The sequence below is a fragment of the Pseudomonas sp. Seg1 genome (assembly GCF_018326005.1).
Classification (GTDB): Bacteria; Pseudomonadota; Gammaproteobacteria; order Pseudomonadales; family Pseudomonadaceae; genus Aquipseudomonas.
In genome coordinates, this window is record NZ_AP021903.1 from 797198 (window position 1) to 813469 (window position 16272).

The 16272-nt window shown below is 61.8% G+C and carries 15 protein-coding genes; 11 read left to right on the forward strand and 4 right to left on the reverse strand.

What is annotated here, in order from left to right:
- Positions 1-2 precede the first annotated feature (2 nt).
- The 6 genes from KI231_RS03355 to KI231_RS03380 all read left to right on the forward strand — a co-directional run bounded on the left by KI231_RS03355 (position 3) and on the right by KI231_RS03380 (position 6514).
- A complete protein-coding gene (locus KI231_RS03355) occupies positions 3-560 on the forward strand; it encodes an NUDIX hydrolase (protein WP_103306139.1) in 558 nt (185 codons plus the stop codon).
- Between the two features lie 187 nt (positions 561-747).
- Positions 748-1119: a translation initiation factor Sui1 gene (locus KI231_RS03360; RefSeq protein WP_007914613.1), complete on the forward strand. Its 372-nt coding sequence runs from the start codon at positions 748-750 to the stop codon at positions 1117-1119.
- 220 nt (positions 1120-1339) lie between these two features.
- Positions 1340-3253 (forward strand): arginine decarboxylase, encoded by a 1914-nt coding sequence (gene speA, locus KI231_RS03365; RefSeq protein WP_093430253.1) that lies wholly within the window; start codon positions 1340-1342, stop codon positions 3251-3253.
- Between the two features lie 233 nt (positions 3254-3486).
- Positions 3487-4830: a type VI secretion system Vgr family protein gene (locus KI231_RS03370; RefSeq protein ID WP_213027437.1), complete on the forward strand. Its 1344-nt coding sequence runs from the start codon at positions 3487-3489 to the stop codon at positions 4828-4830.
- Entirely contained in the window at positions 4827-5621 is a 795-nt protein-coding gene (locus KI231_RS03375) for a DUF4123 domain-containing protein (protein ID WP_213027438.1), read from the forward strand. Before KI231_RS03370 ends, KI231_RS03375 begins: the two co-directional genes overlap by 4 nt.
- Positions 5622-5638: 17 nt before the next feature.
- Complete coding sequence (locus tag KI231_RS03380) at positions 5639-6514, forward strand: alpha/beta hydrolase (RefSeq protein ID WP_213027439.1); 876 nt, start codon at positions 5639-5641, stop codon at positions 6512-6514.
- On the opposite strand, the gene KI231_RS03385 is transcribed toward KI231_RS03380, so the two are convergent.
- Positions 6508-7857 carry an MATE family efflux transporter gene (locus tag KI231_RS03385; protein WP_213027440.1) on the reverse strand — a complete coding sequence of 450 codons (1350 nt, stop codon included), beginning with the start codon at positions 7855-7857 and terminating at the stop codon, positions 6508-6510. The genes KI231_RS03380 and KI231_RS03385 overlap by 7 nt on opposite strands.
- Before the next feature lie 149 nt (positions 7858-8006).
- Complete coding sequence (locus KI231_RS03390) at positions 8007-8300, reverse strand: hypothetical protein (protein ID WP_007914623.1); 294 nt, start codon at positions 8298-8300, stop codon at positions 8007-8009.
- Between the two features lie 242 nt (positions 8301-8542).
- Here KI231_RS03390 and KI231_RS03395 point away from each other — a divergent pair, with 242 nt between their 5' ends.
- The 5 genes from KI231_RS03395 to KI231_RS03415 all read left to right on the forward strand — a co-directional run bounded on the left by KI231_RS03395 (position 8543) and on the right by KI231_RS03415 (position 13066).
- The gene (locus KI231_RS03395) at positions 8543-8845 is read left to right on the forward strand and encodes a MazG-like family protein (RefSeq protein WP_007951009.1); all 303 of its coding nucleotides are present in this window, start codon (positions 8543-8545) and stop codon (positions 8843-8845) included.
- Complete coding sequence (locus KI231_RS03400; protein ID WP_213027441.1) at positions 8845-9594, forward strand: methyltransferase; 750 nt, start codon at positions 8845-8847, stop codon at positions 9592-9594. Before KI231_RS03395 ends, KI231_RS03400 begins: the two co-directional genes overlap by 1 nt.
- Positions 9595-9606: 12 nt before the next feature.
- Positions 9607-10215, forward strand: coding sequence for a DUF4136 domain-containing protein (locus KI231_RS03405; RefSeq protein ID WP_213027442.1), 609 nt, complete (start codon positions 9607-9609; stop codon positions 10213-10215).
- 54 nt (positions 10216-10269) lie between these two features.
- Positions 10270-10827 carry a DUF4136 domain-containing protein gene (locus tag KI231_RS03410; RefSeq protein ID WP_103306303.1) on the forward strand — a complete coding sequence of 186 codons (558 nt, stop codon included), beginning with the start codon at positions 10270-10272 and terminating at the stop codon, positions 10825-10827.
- A 250-nt stretch (positions 10828-11077) separates the two neighbouring features.
- Positions 11078-13066: a pilus assembly protein TadG-related protein gene (locus KI231_RS03415; RefSeq protein WP_213027443.1), complete on the forward strand. Its 1989-nt coding sequence runs from the start codon at positions 11078-11080 to the stop codon at positions 13064-13066.
- Here KI231_RS03415 and KI231_RS03420 read toward each other — a convergent pair.
- The gene (locus KI231_RS03420) at positions 13063-15798 is read right to left on the reverse strand and encodes a PAS domain-containing sensor histidine kinase (RefSeq protein WP_213027444.1); all 2736 of its coding nucleotides are present in this window, start codon (positions 15796-15798) and stop codon (positions 13063-13065) included. The two genes, KI231_RS03415 and KI231_RS03420, sit on opposite strands and share 4 nt — an antisense overlap.
- Positions 15795-16235: a TadE/TadG family type IV pilus assembly protein gene (locus tag KI231_RS03425; protein ID WP_213027445.1), complete on the reverse strand. Its 441-nt coding sequence runs from the start codon at positions 16233-16235 to the stop codon at positions 15795-15797. The genes KI231_RS03420 and KI231_RS03425 overlap by 4 nt, the downstream gene beginning before the upstream one ends.
- Between the last annotated feature and the right edge of the window lie 37 nt (positions 16236-16272).

Sequence of the window (16272 nt, forward strand, 5' to 3'; positions counted from 1 at the left end):
CCATGGTCGATAGCGCCAAAGAGGCGGCCCACCGCGCCGCCTCCGATGCCGAACAGATCGCCTGGGTCGACGAGCAGGACAACCTGCTCGGCGCCTTGGTACGGGCCGATTTGCGCGAGCGCGGGCTGATCGGCCGTGGCACTTACATCATGCTGTTCAATTCCGCCGGTGAGCTTTGCGTGCACCGGCGCACCTTGAGCAAGGCGATCTACCCCGGTTACTGGGACGTGGCGGCGGGCGGCATGGTCCAGGCGAACGAGACTTACGCCGAATCGGCAGCCCGTGAGCTGGAAGAGGAGCTGGGTGTGAGTGGCGTAGCGCTCACCGCTCACGACCATTTCTACTTCGAGGACACCGGCAATCGCCTGTGGTGCTCGGCATTTTCCGCAGTCTGGGACGGTCCGTTGAAACTGCAGCCGGAAGAAGTCCTGGAAGCGCGCTTCATTCCGGTCGAACAAGTGCTGCTTGAAATCGAGCAAAAGCCTTACTGCCCGGACTCTCTGGCAGCGTTGAAGCGCTATCTCAAGGCTCAGCAAAGCGACGTCGCAAAGAACACATAAATTGGCGCCGATTGGCACTTAGCATTTAGGTTTTTTGCCGTTACACTGCGCGACCTTTTCAAGCTGCACCGGCCTGCTTTTATTGAAGAACCGGTGCAGTAGCGCTGCCCCTGCCTGAGTGGGGCTTCGCGGTCGATGACCTTGCCCAAGGTCGCGATCAGTCTTTGTCCTCCCAAGAGGATTGCCGGTGGCCAAAAAAGCCGCATCCTTCGCCGCCTTAGGTGGCCTGGTATTTTCCACCGACGCAGGTCGTCATTGCCCGGAATGCAGTAAGCCGGTGGACGCCTGTATCTGCAAACAAACCGTGATCCCGGCCGGCGACGGCATTGCCCGCGTGCGTCGCGAGAGCAAGGGCCGTGGCGGCAAGACGGTGACCACCATCACCGGTGTACCACTGGCCGAAGACGCGCTCAAAGAGTTGGCGACAACGTTGAAGAAACGTTGCGGCACCGGCGGCGCGTTGAAGGACGGGATCATCGAAATCCAGGGCGATCATGTCGAGCTACTCTTGGCAGAACTGATCAAGCACGGTTTCAAAGCGAAGAAGTCCGGCGGCTAGCAGCCTCTGTGAAAACCACCTGCGGCTTGATCCGGCTCTGAATATCTTCGGCTCCGGCGTCGTCTCCATGGTTTTCACAGAGCCTGTTCATGACCGGTTTCTAAACTCCACGCAGTCAGCGCGGTCTACCACCGCGCTGACGAACCGTCATTTTCATTCTTTAGACTGCGCCGGCCTGAACGTCAGGCGACGCACTATGACTTCTTTATAGGGGACTTCGATGTCCGTACGACGCACACGCAAAGACGATGGCAGCCAATGGACAGTTGCGGACAGCCGCAGTGTTTACGGGATTCGCCATTGGGGGGCCGGGTATTTCGCGATCAATGACGCCGGTCGCGTCGAAGTTCGTCCGAACGGCCCGAGCAGCTCGCCTATCGACCTGTTCGAGCAAGTCGACCAACTGCGCAAAAGCGGTTTGTCGTTGCCGTTGCTGGTTCGTTTCCCCGACATCCTGCAAGACCGTGTTCGCCAGTTGACCGGTGCATTCGATTCGAACATCGAGCGTCTTGAATACCAGAGCAAGTACACCGCTCTGTACCCGATCAAGGTCAACCAGCAAGAAGCGGTGATCGAGAACATCATCGCTACCCAGGACGTTTCCATCGGTCTGGAAGCCGGCTCCAAGCCTGAGTTGCTGGCCGTACTGGCACTGGCACCGAAGGGCGGCACCATCGTCTGCAACGGTTACAAGGACCGCGAGTTCATCCGTCTGGCGCTGATGGGCCAGAAGCTCGGCCACAACGTGTTCATCGTGATCGAGAAAGAATCCGAAGTCGGTCTGGTGATCGAAGAAGCCGCCTCGCTGAAGGTCAAGCCGCAGGTTGGTCTGCGCGTACGTCTGTCGTCGCTGGCGTCGTCGAAATGGGCGGACACCGGTGGCGAGAAATCCAAGTTCGGTCTGTCGGCGGCGCAGTTGCTGTCGGTAGTCGAGCGCTTCCGCGCTGCCGGTCTGGATCAGGGCATTCGCCTGCTGCACTTCCACATGGGTTCGCAAATCGCCAACCTGGCTGACTATCAGCACGGCTTCAAGGAAGCGATCCGCTACTACGGCGAGCTGCGCAACCTTGGTCTGCCGGTTGATCACATCGACGTCGGTGGCGGTCTGGGCGTCGACTACGACGGCACTCACTCGCGCAACGCCAGTTCGATCAACTACGACATGGACGATTACGCCGGTGTCGTTGTGGGCATGCTCAAGGAATTCTGCGACGCGCAGAGCCTGCCGCACCCGCACATCTTCTCCGAAAGCGGCCGCTCGCTGACCGCCCACCACGCGATGCTGGTGGTGCAGGTGACTGACGTCGAGAAACACAACGACGAAATCCCGCTGATCGAAAACAAGGAAAACCTGCCGGAAACCGTGCAGTGGCTGGTTGACCTGCTGGGTCCGACCGATATTGAAATGGTCACCGAAACCTACTGGCGCGCCACCCACTACATGAGCGATGTGGCCGCACAGTACGCCGACGGCAAACTGACCCTGGCCGAGAAAGCCCTGGCCGAGCAGTGCTACTTCGCCGTGTGCCGTCGCCTGCACAACTCGTTGAAGGCGCGTCAGCGTTCGCACCGTCAGGTGCTCGACGAGCTCAACGACAAGCTGGCCGACAAGTACATCTGCAACTTCTCGGTATTCCAGAGCCTGCCGGACACCTGGGCGATCGATCAGGTGCTGCCGATCATCCCCCTGCACCGTCTCGACGAAGAACCGCTGCGCCGCGCGGTGCTGCAGGATCTGACTTGCGACTCCGACGGCAAGATCAACCAGTACGTCGACGAGCAGAGCATCGAGACCAGTCTGCCGGTGCACGGTCTGAACGAAGGCGAAGACTACCTGCTGGGCGTGTTCCTGGTCGGCGCCTATCAGGAAATCCTCGGCGACATGCACAACCTGTTCGGTGACACCGACTCGGTGAACATCTATCAGAACGCCGATGGCAGCGTGTACCACGCCGGCATCGAGACCCACGACACCATCGAAGACATGCTGCGTTACGTGCACTTGTCGCCGGAAGAACTGATGACTCACTACCGCGACAAATGCGCCAGTGCCCGCATCAGTGCCAGCGAGCGCACGCAATTTCTCGATGCCTTGCGTCTGGGCCTGACCCGCTCCTCCTACCTGTCTTCCTGAGGCCAGGTTGCTATCTTGCCGGGTTGTCTGAAATTTTCCCGAAAGCTGTGGAAAATTCGGATGACCCGGTGGGATATATCCCAAAATCTTCGCGAAATGCTTGGCTATCCCCGCCAGCAAAGTCATCCGGTCTGCTTTTCGCGTAGGTCATTTCCTAAGTTGTACTTCAGCTCTCTACTCGGCCATGGCTCTCGGCGAGAATCCCCGACCGCCCCTCCTGTAGAGATCCGCCTATGTTCGATCCAGTCTGCGAGTCGTCGTTTCGTCTCGATGTAGCGGGCCTGTCCGACCCTTTCGAAGTCTTGGCCTTTACCGGTAGCGAAGCCATCAGCGAACCCTTTGCGTTCGAAATCGATGTGTTGATCGACGATCCGCAACTGGATCTCGCCGGTCTGCTTTACCGTTTCGCGTATTTGTGTTTCGGACCGTCAGGGGAGGGCGTGCACGGGCAATTGCAGAGCCTTGTCCAGCATGAACACGGGCTCGGTTCGAGGTTGTGCCGGATTCGTCTGGGGCCGAAACTCGGTTGCCTCGATCTGCGCATCAGTCAACGCATTTTTAGTGGCCGTTCGGTGCCGCAGATCATCGAGCAAGTGCTCAGGGAGCATGGGATTGTCGGCGCTCAGCGACGCTTCGAGCTGCACGGCGACTACCCGGCCCGCACGTTCTGCACGCAATACCGTGAATCGGATCTGCAACTGCTGCAGCGTCTGTGTGCGCAGGCGCGGATTCACTATTTCTTCGAGCACGGGCGCGACCGGCATTGCCTGGTGTTCGGCGACGATCAGGCGCAGTTGCCATTGGCAGGCGCTGCGCTGTATCAGGACGTAGATGACGGCCATCGCGTCGCCCCCACCGTGCATCACTGGCAATTTGAAGAAATTTTGCAGGCGGATTCGCGGCAGGCGCAACGAGCCGAAGGGCGCAGCGATCTGACCACGTTGCGCAGCGGTCACTGGCTGCGATTGGTCGGCCATCCTTTCGCCGAGTGCAATCGTCAGTGGTTGTTGACCCGTATTGAACATTGCGCTGATCCGTCCCTCGATCTGCCTTATGCCAACCGGCTGTTTGCCGCTGCGCAGCTGTCGCCGGCGGCGGTTGCGGCAGCGTCACGGCTGCGCATGCATAGCCTGCAACGGGCCTGGGTGGTGACGGTCGACGAACCGCAGCCCGACCGTTTGCGGCCGGTGGCGGTGCAATTCGACTGGCTCTATCAGGGCGAGGGTGCGGCGCCAAGTCACTGTTGGCTGCCGCTCGCGCCGTCCTTGGCCGAGGCGCCGTTGGCGGCACTGGGTGATGGGGTCGAGGTGGTGGTGAGCTTCTTTGAAGGTGACCCGGATCAGCCGATGATCAGCGGCGTCTTGCAACCGCCGATGGCCGTCGCGCAGATCACCGATGATCCTCCGTTGCCGCTGCCGGACAAATTGGTGAGTGAAGGGTTGCAGCAGTTGCTGGCGTCTGGCGAACCGTTGTTGCTGTTGTGCCTGATCCCGGGCGGCGGCAGTTTCAGCCACTGCGCAGAGGCCGTGTGCAGTTGTCGGTTGATGGCTTCGCTTGAACAGAGCGGCGCAACATGAGCGGCGCGGCGCTTGAGCCTAAGGCGCAATGGCTGCTGCTCGACAGCCCGGATGCTGCGCGGGCGCTGACGGTGTTACGCCAGGCGTTTCCCGGAATACGGCGCTTCTGGCTGTTCGAGGGGACCGAATTCGAGCCGGTCAGCGAACATGGCCCGGTATTGGTCGACCTGTGCGACAGCTCCGCGTTGTCAGCCTTGTGTCACAGCGATCCGGACACCTGGCGTGGGCTGTTGCTCAGCAGCAACGCGCCTGCGCAGGTGTTGCTGAGTCACTTGCAGCGCATGCTCACGGTCTCGTTCGGATTGAATCATCGGGCCTTGCTCAGCTACTACAACCGCCAGACCGCGAGCTATTTTTTCGACGCCTGCGATGCCGGCGAATTGAGCCGCTGGCTCGGGCCGATCCGCCAGTTGCGCTGGTTCGGCGGCACCTGGGCCGACCGTGCAATCGGCAGTCAGGGCTGGCAGCAGTTGCGCAATCCCGGACTGGTGGTCGAACCCCTGAACATCGAAGAAAGCCTCACCCGGCGTCAACGCGAACATCTGCAAACGTGCCTGCTGGAACAGCACATCTGGCGGTGGTGCCAATCGCTGGGAACCGACTACATAACGATGGCCTCCCATGTTCAACAGGGGCTGGCGCTGGGCTTCAGCGACCGCACCGTGCTCGATGGCTGGTTGTGGCTACGCTTGCTGCATCCGCGTGCCGTATTGGTGCCGCCACCCGAGGGCTTGACCCAGCAGGAGCGGCTTGAGCATGTGCGGCGCCAATGGCGCGATGGTCCGGTTTGACATGAGGTTTGGCGCCTATGAGAGCTTTTTTTCGGCAAAGGTTTAGCGCGTTGATCGGCGCTGTTGTGCTATTGGCGCTGAGCGCCTGTTCGCCGGTGAAACTGCTCAATGCCTTGACCCCGGACAGCACGTTCGAGAAAACCGCCGGCATTGCTTATGGCGACGATCCTCGGCAGAAACTCGATGTGTACGTGCCACGTCGGGCGCTGGCGGATGCGCCGGTGGTGGTGTTTTTCTACGGTGGCAGCTGGAACAGCGGTGCGCGCGAAGACTACGGCTTTGTCGGCGAGGCGCTGGCGTCTCGCGGCATCGTCGCGGTCGTGGCGGATTATCGGTTGTTTCCGCAGGTGCGTTATCCCCTGTTTCTTGAGGATGGCGCGCGAGCGGTGGCCTGGACCCGGGCGCACATTGGCGAGTTTTCCGGCAATCCGCAGCGCTTGTATCTGATGGGGCACAGTTCGGGTGGCTACAACGCGGCGATGCTGGCGCTCGATGGCAGCTTGCTCGGTGCGGTGGGCATGTCACCGAAGGATCTCAGCGGCTGGATCGGCCTGGCCGGGCCCTACGATTTTCTGCCAATCAAGAATCCCGAGGTGCGTCCGGTGTTTTTCTGGCCGGACTCACCGCCGCAATCGCAGCCAATCAATCATGTCAGTCGCGGCGCACCACCCGCCCTGCTGATCGCGGCGAGCAAGGATGACCTGGTCAACCCGACACGCAACACCGGCGGTCTGGCGCGCAAACTGCGCGAAGCCGGGGTGCCGGTGCAGGATCTGTACTATTCTCGGCCCAGTCACATCACCTTGGTCGCGACGCTGTCGCGACCGTTGCGGCGACTGGCACCGGTGCTCGATCAAGTGGTCGGGTTCATCGAACACACGCCGACTCAGTGAGCGACGCCGTTGAACCAGCCGTCGTTGCGCTTGAGCCACCAGGCTTGCGCACCGAGGGTCAGGCTGCGCAGCACCATGAACAGCAGAAACGTTATCCACAGACCATGATTGCCCAGACCTTGTAGCAGCCATGCGAACGGCACGAGAAAAACCACGGTCATGAGCATGCCGTTGCGCATTTCCCGGGCACGGGTGGCGCCGATGAACAAGCCATCGAGTAAATAGCTCCAGACCGCAATCAATGGCAGCACGGCGAGGTACGGCAGATAAATGAACGCGGTGTCGCGCACGCTTTGGATATCGGTCTGCATTTCGATGAACAAGTGCCCGGCCAGCAGGAACAACAGGGCAAAACCGAGGCTGGCGATCAGCGACCAGCCTCCGGCAACCACTAGCGAGCGACGCAAGGCGAGGCGATCACGAGCGCCGATGGCGTGGCCGCACAATGCCTCGACCGCGTGGGCCAGACCGTCCAGCGCATGGGCCGTCAACAGCAAACCGTTGAGCAACAGGGCGTTGGCGGCGACTGTTGCGTCGCCGAGTCGCGCGCCTTGCACCGTGATCAGGAAAAATACCGATTGCAGCGCCAGGCTGCGAATGAAAATGTCGCGATTGACCGCCAGCAGTGGACGCCAGCTCTGCCACAGCTTGAGTGCGGCCCAGACGATGTGCCCGGGATAGGCGCGCAGCGCCTTGCGCGTCAGCAACAGGCCGAGCAGGGCACCGCACCACTCGGCAATCACCGAGGCCCGGGCCGAACCGACCACGCCCCAGTCCAGCCCGATGACGAACCACAGATTGAGGGCGATGTTGATCAGATTTGTGGTCAGCAGAATCGCCAGCGGCGCCCGGGCGTTCTGGGTGCCGAGGAACCAGCCGACCAGTGCATAACTGGCCAGCGCTGCCGGCAGGCCAAACAGCCGGGTGTGGAAGAAGTCGCGAGTGAGTTGATCAAGCTCCGCCGACGGCTGCATGAAGTGCAGCGCGACACCGCTCAGTGGTACGCCCAGGATGCCTAGGACCAGTGCCAGCCCCATCGCCAGCAACAACCCCTGCAAGAGGATCTGCCGCAACGCTGCACCGTCGCTGCGCCCGGCGGCCTGAGCCGCGAAGCCGGTAGTGCCCATGCGCAGAAAACCCATGGCCCAGGCGAGAAAGGTGTACAGGCTGGCGCCAACTGCCACCGCGCCGAGTTGATGGGCGTGCGGCAAATGGCCGATGACGGTGCTGTCGACCAGCGCCACCAGCGGCACGGAAATATTGGAGAGGATCATCGGCGCGGCAAGCGCCCAGACCTTGCGATGGGTCGGGCGGTCGCGCCAGTCGGCAATCAGGTTGGACATGCGGGCTCCTTGGGGGAGCGGGATTGTAGCGATTCATGCGATCCAATGTGGGAGCGAGCCTGCTCGCGAAGGCGATGTGTACGTCGGCGTAGATCTCGGGGGTGCCGGCCATTCGCGAGCAGGCTCGCTCCCACAGGGGGGCGGTGGTGTTAATGAATAATCCAGCTCAGCAACCACAACCCCAGCAGCAACCAGATAATCCCGGCAATGATCGACGCATTCATGAACGCGCGAATCGCCGACCACAGCAGCATCAACCCGACGATCAGCGCGATGATGCTGATGATCGACGTGTCCATCCCCAGCGTCTTGGCCAGCCCGTCGACAAAGTTGCCACCGGCATTGCTCAGAATGTTGAACAGGCCACTGAGGCCATCAACGATAAAGCGGATGACCGAGCCGAGCGCCTGGCCGAGCCATTCGAAAAAGCTTTCTACCTGCATGTGTGCATCCTGATGAAAGAGCTGAGCCTTGGGCCACAACGCAGGTGGCCGAGTTCCCTGCATGATAGTGGGTTTACTCAATCTCTGTGGGAGCGAGCCTGCTCGCGAAGGCGTTGTGTCAGTGACATCAATGGTTGATGACACAGCGCATTCGCGAGCAGGCTCGCTCCCACATTAGATCACCTGCGCTGCTTGCCTTTGGTGGACATCCCCCCGAAGCTATACGCCTTCAGGAGAGCCCGATGAACCTTGTTGAACTGACCGAACGCCTGCACGCCATTCGCGACCGCAATGACTGGCGGCAATTTCACAGCCCGAAAAACCTCGCCATGGCCGCCAGCGTCGAAATGTCTGAGCTGGTGGAGATCTTCCAATGGCTGACGGAAGACCAGTCGCGCCAGTTGCCGGCGGACAAACTCGCCCACGCCGGGCAGGAAGTCGGCGACATCGTCCTGTATCTGTTGCTGCTGTGCAGCGAGTTGGGGCTGGACATGAATGAAGTGGTGCGCAGCAAGCTCGCTGACAGCGAACGGCGGTTCAGCTGATGAGCGACCGGCATTTCGATCAGTTGGCGACCCGCTTCGCCGAAAAAATCTACGGCGGCGCCAAAGGCGCGATTCGCCTCGCGGTGTTGCAGGCTGACCTCGCCGAAGCGCTGCCGGATCGTCCGTTGCGTGTTCTCGACATCGGCGGTGGTCTGGGCCACATGTCGCTGTGGCTGGCCGAACGCGGGCATGACGTGACCTTTACCGAGCCGGCCGAGCCGATGCTCGAAGGCGCCCGCCAGCGCTTCGCCGAGGCGGGGCAGACCGCGACGTTCATTCAGGCGCCGTGGCAGGAACTCCTCGGGCAGCTCACCGAACCGTATGACCTGGTGATCTGCCATGCGGTGCTGGAATGGCTGGCCGAACCCCACGCGATCCTGCCGGTGTTGCACCAACTGACCAAGCCCGGTGGCTGGTTGTCGCTGGCGTTCTACAACCGCGATGCGCTGATTTATCGAAATCTGCTCAAGGGCCATTTCAAGAAGATGCGCAAGAACGACATGGCCGGCGAAAAGCAGAGCCTGACTCCGCAGCAACCTCTCGATCCGAGGGAACTGGCAACGCAACTCGACGGCCTGTGGCAGGTCGAAAGCCAGAGCGGGATACGGGTTTTCCACGACTACATGCCGGTGGAATTCCAGGCCCGCGCCGAACTCGTGGATTTGCTCGAGATGGAGCTCGCTCACCGTCGTCACCCAGGCTTCGCCGGGCTTGGGCGTTACTTGCACTGGATCTGCCGGCCGATCTGATCGGAGCGCGAAATGAAAGCACAAGCGGGGTTATTGCTGATCTGTCTGGGGTTGGCCGCGTGCCAGGGCAGCAACCCCTACGTCGCGCAGTCGCGGCCCCTGCCGCCAGCGCCACCGCAAGCGTCCAACACCTTTGATCGCAGCGCTTACCCGGCGCCACCGCGCGATTATGGGCGTTACCGCAGTTGGGCCTGGCTCAACGGGCAGTTGCCGCCGGGCACGGCCTGGGCGGATTCGGCGCAAGTGGCCGAAGCGGTGAGCAATGCGCTGGATCAACGCGGCTTGCGTCCTCTGCACGACAATCGCCCGGCAGACCTGTTCGTCACAGCCAACCTGCGTCTGGAAACCCGCTTGCGTCAGGTCCAGGACGATTACGGCTACGGCGGGTACGGCGGCTATGATCGTTACGGTCGCGGTTACGGCATGTACAACAGCGTGCCGATCGTGCGCACATATCAGGAGCAGGTTGTGGTGGTGCGGGTCGATCTGTTCGACGCCGGCACCGGGCAACCGGTGTGGAGCGCCAGTGCCGAAACCGCGAACAAGGGCAGCCAGATCGATCGCACCGATGCAATTCGCGAGGCTGTCGAAAAGGCCATGTCGGCGTATCCTCCCAGTTAGCTTCCGGCAGTCGGGAAGCTCCTGCAGGTTCATGTCTTCAAGTGGAGAACAACCATGTTCCGCCGTCTCGCTTTACTGGCCATGGCCGCGCTGCTCAGTGCCTGCGCCGCCAACCAGGTCAACCATGACTTTGATGCCAGCCGCGACTTTGCCGCCTATCGCAGCTGGAGCTGGAAAGACCCCGCTCTGCAATATCGCCCCGACGATCCACGGATCAAGAGCGACCTGACCGAACAGCGCATCCGCCAGGCCGTCAGCGATCAACTCGATCAGCGTGGCTTGCGCCCTGCCGCCGCGGGCGGCAAAGGTGATTTGAGCGTGCAGACCTACCTGATCGTCGAGGATCGTCAGCAGCAAGTGACGACCAACTACGGCGGCGGTTGGGGTGGCCCGTGGAACGGCTACTGGGGCGCGCCGATGTACAACGAAACGCGCAACATCACCTACAAGGTCGCGACAATCCAGATCGACCTGCTCGACGGCAAGGACGGCAAACTGGTGTGGCGCGGCAGCGATGAGCAGATGCTGGCCAGCAAGCCGAATCCGGAGGATCGCAGCAATGCCATTCGCGAGACAGTCGCCCGCATCCTCTCCAACTACCCACCGCGTTAACTGCCCTTAACATCAACTCGAACCCTGTGGGAGCGGGCTTGCCCGCGATGACGGCGGCACATCCAGCACTGATGTGTCTGACCCACCGTTATCGCGGGCAAGCCCGCTCCCACAGGTTCTTTGGTTGCCCAAAGTCAGCATTCCATTGCCAAGGGACTGGCTTGTTGCCAGCAGTCTTATCCAGCGCCGTCTACACTCAAATCCACCAATGGAGGTAGCGCTCGGCAGTGCGCCGGCAAAGGAGTGCGCGATGTCGCCTCGTTCGCAATTCAACGGCCCGGCCCGGCAGCGCGGGGCGATCGGTCTGATGGCGGCGCTGACCCTGGGCCTGGCCTTGGTGTGCATGGTCCTGGTGGTCGACAGCGGCCGTTTGTACATGGAGCAACGCCGTTTGCAGCGGGTGGTCGACGTTGCCGCGCTGGAGGCGGTATCGCGCGGTGGCGATTGCCTGTCAGGTGCCAGCGCCAACGCTTACGCTACCGCCAGTGCGGCGCGCAACAGTTTCACCGTGGGCCAGGGGGCGACCCTTGTCGTGACCTGCGGTACCGTGCAAACCGGTGCCAACAACCTGCGCGCCTTCGCCGCCGATGCCAGCAAGAAAGAAGCCATCAGCGTGGTCGCCACCCGGGTCGTGCCCAGCAGTGTGGCTGCGGCGCTGTACGGGTTGTTTTCGCCGGGCAGCGTTTCGCCCACCACTCGCCTGGGCGCCACCGCCGTCGGCGCCTCCTCGATTCTGCCCCCGCAGGCGCAATTGACCATCGGCACCACGCTGGCCACCGTCGATGCGAGCAAGTCGGCGCTCCTCAACTCGGTATGGGGGGGCATGCTCGGTGGCAGCCTCAACCTCAGCGTTGCTGGCTGGCAGGGGCTGCTGGACGCCAATATCAACCTGCTCAGTTACCTCAATCAACTGGCGCTCGATGTCAATGTCGATGCTGGCAACTACACCCAACTGTTGAGCAAGAACATCCAGATCGGCCAACTGATCGACACCGCCATCACCGTGCTGACCAAGGGTGGCACCACCACCAGTGTCGCGGTCAACGGCCTGCTCGGGTTGAAGGCCGTGGTCGGCAGCACTGAAGTGGCGCTGGGCAAATTGCTACAGTTGCAGACCGGTGCCACGTCTGCCGCGCTCAATGCCAATCTGCAAGTGTTCCAGCTGCTTGAGGCCGTCGTGCAGGTGGCCAACAGTCAGAACGCGCTGAGCGCGACGGTGCCGTTGAGCATTCCGGGGCTGGTCAATGGCTCGGTCAAAGTCAAAGTCATTCAGCCGCCGCAATTGTCGGCCGTGGGCAACCCGATGCTGGCCAAGGCCGACCCCATGGGTGCCAACCGGATTTACGTGAAAACCGCGCAGGTGCGCACGTTGATCTCGCTGAACCTGCCGGTGCTGTCCGGCGTCGCCGGGCTGGCCAGCGCCATCGTCAGTACGCCGCTGGTGGGCGGATTGACGGATACACTGAACAACCTGTTGCACCTGAACATTGCCGGTACGCTGAACTCGTTGTTTTGCACGCTCGGTGGCACCTGTCAGCGCACGGACCTGAAGATTCTGTCGACGTCGAGCATCGACATTCTCCTGGAAGCTTCGGCCGCCGACAGCCATGTAACCGATTACAACTGCTTGAGCGATGCGACCAAAAGCCTGACCACCCAGACCAACTCCTCACTGGTCAAACTCAAGGTCGGCAAGATCGACGCGACCAATGCGTTTTCATCCTCGGCAGACGTCACGGTGCAGCCGCTGGCGTTGATCGATGTCGGCGTCATCACCTGCACCATTCCACTGCTGGGCCTGGGCTCGGCCACTTGCGATCCCAACTCGCGCAAGCCGTTTTACGGTGGCGGTCTCGGCGTGATGGTGGACACCTCGGTGGCCAGTACCCAGAACATCCACACCTACAACCAGCCACCGGAAATCAAGCAACCGCCGCTGAACTACAGCTTCGGTACACAAGGCGTGGTCAATAGCCTGAAAGGCACGTTGAGCGGGGTTCAGGTGCAAGCCTACAAACCCACCGGTTCGAGCCTGCTGGGCGGTTTGCTCACCACCACTGCGGATGTCCTGGCTGGCGTCAACAACACGCTGGGCGTGGTCATCGACAACTTGCTCAGCCCGGTGCTTGACCCGATTCTCGACAGTTTGCTCGCCAACCTCGGCATCACCCTGAACAAGGTCGATGTCGGCGCCAACCTCAGTTGTCGACCGCCCGGCCAGCCGACCCTGGTGATTTAATCGTTGAGCGCGATCGGCAGCTCGATACAGAACTGAGCACCTTCGTCGCCATTGCGCACACTCAGGCGTCCGCCCATGTTGTCGATGATGCCGTAACTCACCGACAAGCCCAGACCGGTGCCGACGCCGACCGGTTTGGTGGTGAAGAACGGCTCGAAAATGCGCTCCAGCAGACGCGGATCAATGCCGCCGCCGTTGTCCTCGACCCACAACCGCACCACGTGCTCATCGCACTCGGCACGCACGGCGATCCACGGTTGGAAGTCGCGATCCGCCTCGCGCTTGCCGAGCAAGGCATCGCGCGCATTGACCATCAGATTGATCAGCACTTGTTCGAGTTGATCGACATAGCCGCGCACCTGAACCTGAAACTCCGCCTCGTTGACCCGCAGCTCGACACCTTTGCCACGCAGCCCTTCCGCTAACAGCGACAGCGTGCCTTCAATGGCATCGAGGGGGTTGAACGGATGCTGTTCGATTTCCGAGCGGCGGCCGAACACGCGCATGTGATCCACCACCCGTGCCGCCCGTTGCACTTGCGCGTCGATGCGATTGAGCTTGTCGGTCAAATAGTCGATCTGCACATCGCCGTTGCCCAGACGCTTGAGCACATTGACGATGGCCATGCGCATCACGTTCAGCGGCTGGTTGATTTCGTGGGCGAGACCGGTGGCCATTTCGCCGAGGGTGGCCATTTTTGCGCTTTGCGTCAGCTGCTGCTGGGAGCGCCGCACCTCGGTGTTGTCGCGTCCCACCGCTTGCACCTCGATCAGGCGACCTTGCTCATCAAACACTCCACGATCCGACCAGACCCACCACGCGTGCTCGCGACCGGGCAGGCGCAAATTGATTTCGGCGCTGCTCACCGGCTGTTCCGGGGTCAATTGCGCCAGGCGCTGGATGAAGGCTTCGCGCTGTTCGTCGGACATCCAGCCGCCCAGATTCACGCCGGGCAATTGCTCGGGCAGGCATTCCAGATACGTCGCCAACGGCCGGTTGCCGAAGGTCAGTGTCAGGTCCGGGCGGTAGCGGCAAATCATCGCCGGCGAGTCTTCCACCAGAATCCGGTAACGCTCTTCGCTGGCCTTGACCTGTTCGGCGGCGAGGGTCGCTTCGGTGACGTCCAGCCACAATCCCACCGCTTCTACGGGCAGGCCGAGATCGTCACGCAGCAGCTTGGCTTCGTCGAGCAGCCAGTGCGCATTGCCCTGACGGTCGAGCACGCGATAGCGCGTGCTCACCGAACCTTCGCGCAGCAACTGGCGTGTGCGTTCGAAATAGCGCGGGCGGTCTTCGGGATGGACGTGTTCGACCAGCCGCCCGTTGTCGCAATCAGCGAGATTCCAGCCGAGCAACGGTTGCAGACTGGCGCTGAAAAACGTCGGTTGCAGCGCGCCTTCGACATAGCGCTGCACATAGATCACGGCAGGGGCACTGGCGATCAGATTGTCCAGCCGCGCGTGGGCGGCGGCAGCCTGTTGCTGCTGATTCTTGATGTCGCTGATGTCGAGCATGAAGCCCACCAAGCGGCGCTCGGCACCGATGCCCAGCGAGCGACCCTGCAAGCGATACCACAATGGCAACGGCTGATCGCTGGATTGCAGGCGCACACACAATTCCAGTGGCGTGCCTTCGTCCTGCAAGGCTTGCAGATGGCTGCGCAGCTCATCGCGGTCGGCGGGATGCACCTGAGTGAACCAGTCCTGAATCGGTAGCCGCTCGGTTGGCAAACCCAGGCTGGCGGCCAGCGCCGGGGCCAGTTGGACTTCGGCGCTGTCGCTGCTGACCTCCCACCAACCGGTGCCGAGCAGCGCTTGCAGCACGTCAAGGCGTTCCAGTTGCTGGTGATGGCGATGCTCGCGCAGGCGCTCCAGTAACGGCGCGGCCACGGCAGCGGCCAACAGCAGCCAGTCGTGATCGTTCAGATCCGGTGCCTGTTGCTGTGCGTTATAACTGGCGCAGAGCAACCACGCCGCGACGCCCTGCGCGTCGCGGTAGGGCACGGCGAAACCTGCGTGCGGGCCGAACAGCGCGCTCAGGCGCGGTTGTTCGCTGGCCAGCAAACGTTGCGGCAAGGCGCCGTTGAGACTGTCGAGGCCAGTGCCCAGACGCTGCTGATCACGCCATATCTGCGGTGCCTGCAACGCGGCGTAATGCTGGTGAACCTGCCAGCCCTGGCCTTGCTCATCGAGCAGTGCCACCGCCAGACAAGGGATGTGCAAATGCTGACTCAGGCGTTGGAGCTGTTCGCCCAGTACCTCGGGCAAGCGGGCGAGGCTGCCCAGGCGCAACTGATCGCGAACCTGCGTGGCCAACAACTGGCATTGCTCGCGACTGCGGGTCTGCCGCCGTTCGCCGAGCAGGTCGCCGATGTCGAGCAATTGCAGCAACCAGCCGTCACCTTGCGCCTGCACCCAGCCGCGTAAATGCAGCGGCGGACCGGCGAGGCTGAAAAAATCCAGGTCGAGCAACTGACCTTGCCAGTCGGCGGGCCTGCCCTCCAGCGCGAGGCTGCTGTGCGGCAACACATACTCCAGCAACGGCGCGGGATGGCTGGTGGACATCCGCTGCGCGAGTACATGGCGCAGCGGCCCGCTCAGATGAAGGACCTGGCCATCGCCATCCAGATGCAGTTGCAGGCCGACGCTCGGCACCACAGGGTTGTCCAGCGGCTGGACCGCTTCGGGGTGTCGATTGAGCAGGCGACCGAACAGCTTGTCACCGGAACTCAAAATTGCAGGCTCGACGAGGCGCGTAGCGTCGCGGGCAGGCGCGGTACCGAACCGATGCCCGGCAACACCAGAAACGGCAGTGCCTGATTCAATTTGCTGGTGGGATAGTTGATGGTCACGGTCAGCACGCCGCCGGTATAGGTGATGGTGCTGTCCGAGGCGGCGTTGAAGTTCAAGGCGCCAGGCAGCCATGCCAATTGCCGGGTCAGCTCGGTTCTGGCAGTGGCCGTGACGGCGGCGGGGTAATTGGCGGTGGCCGGATCAAGTGCCACGCTGCGGCGCACGGCTTCGGCCGTCGATTCATTGAACGACTGCATCAGCAACAGCGGCAGGCTGTAGCTGACCAAGCCATAAAACACGGCAAAAAAGACGATGAACACCAAGGCGAATTCGATGGCGACAGCGCCTTTTTGCTTGCGGGGGAGGCCGGATTTCATGAGTGCGTCTACCCTGACAATCACTACGTAATATCAG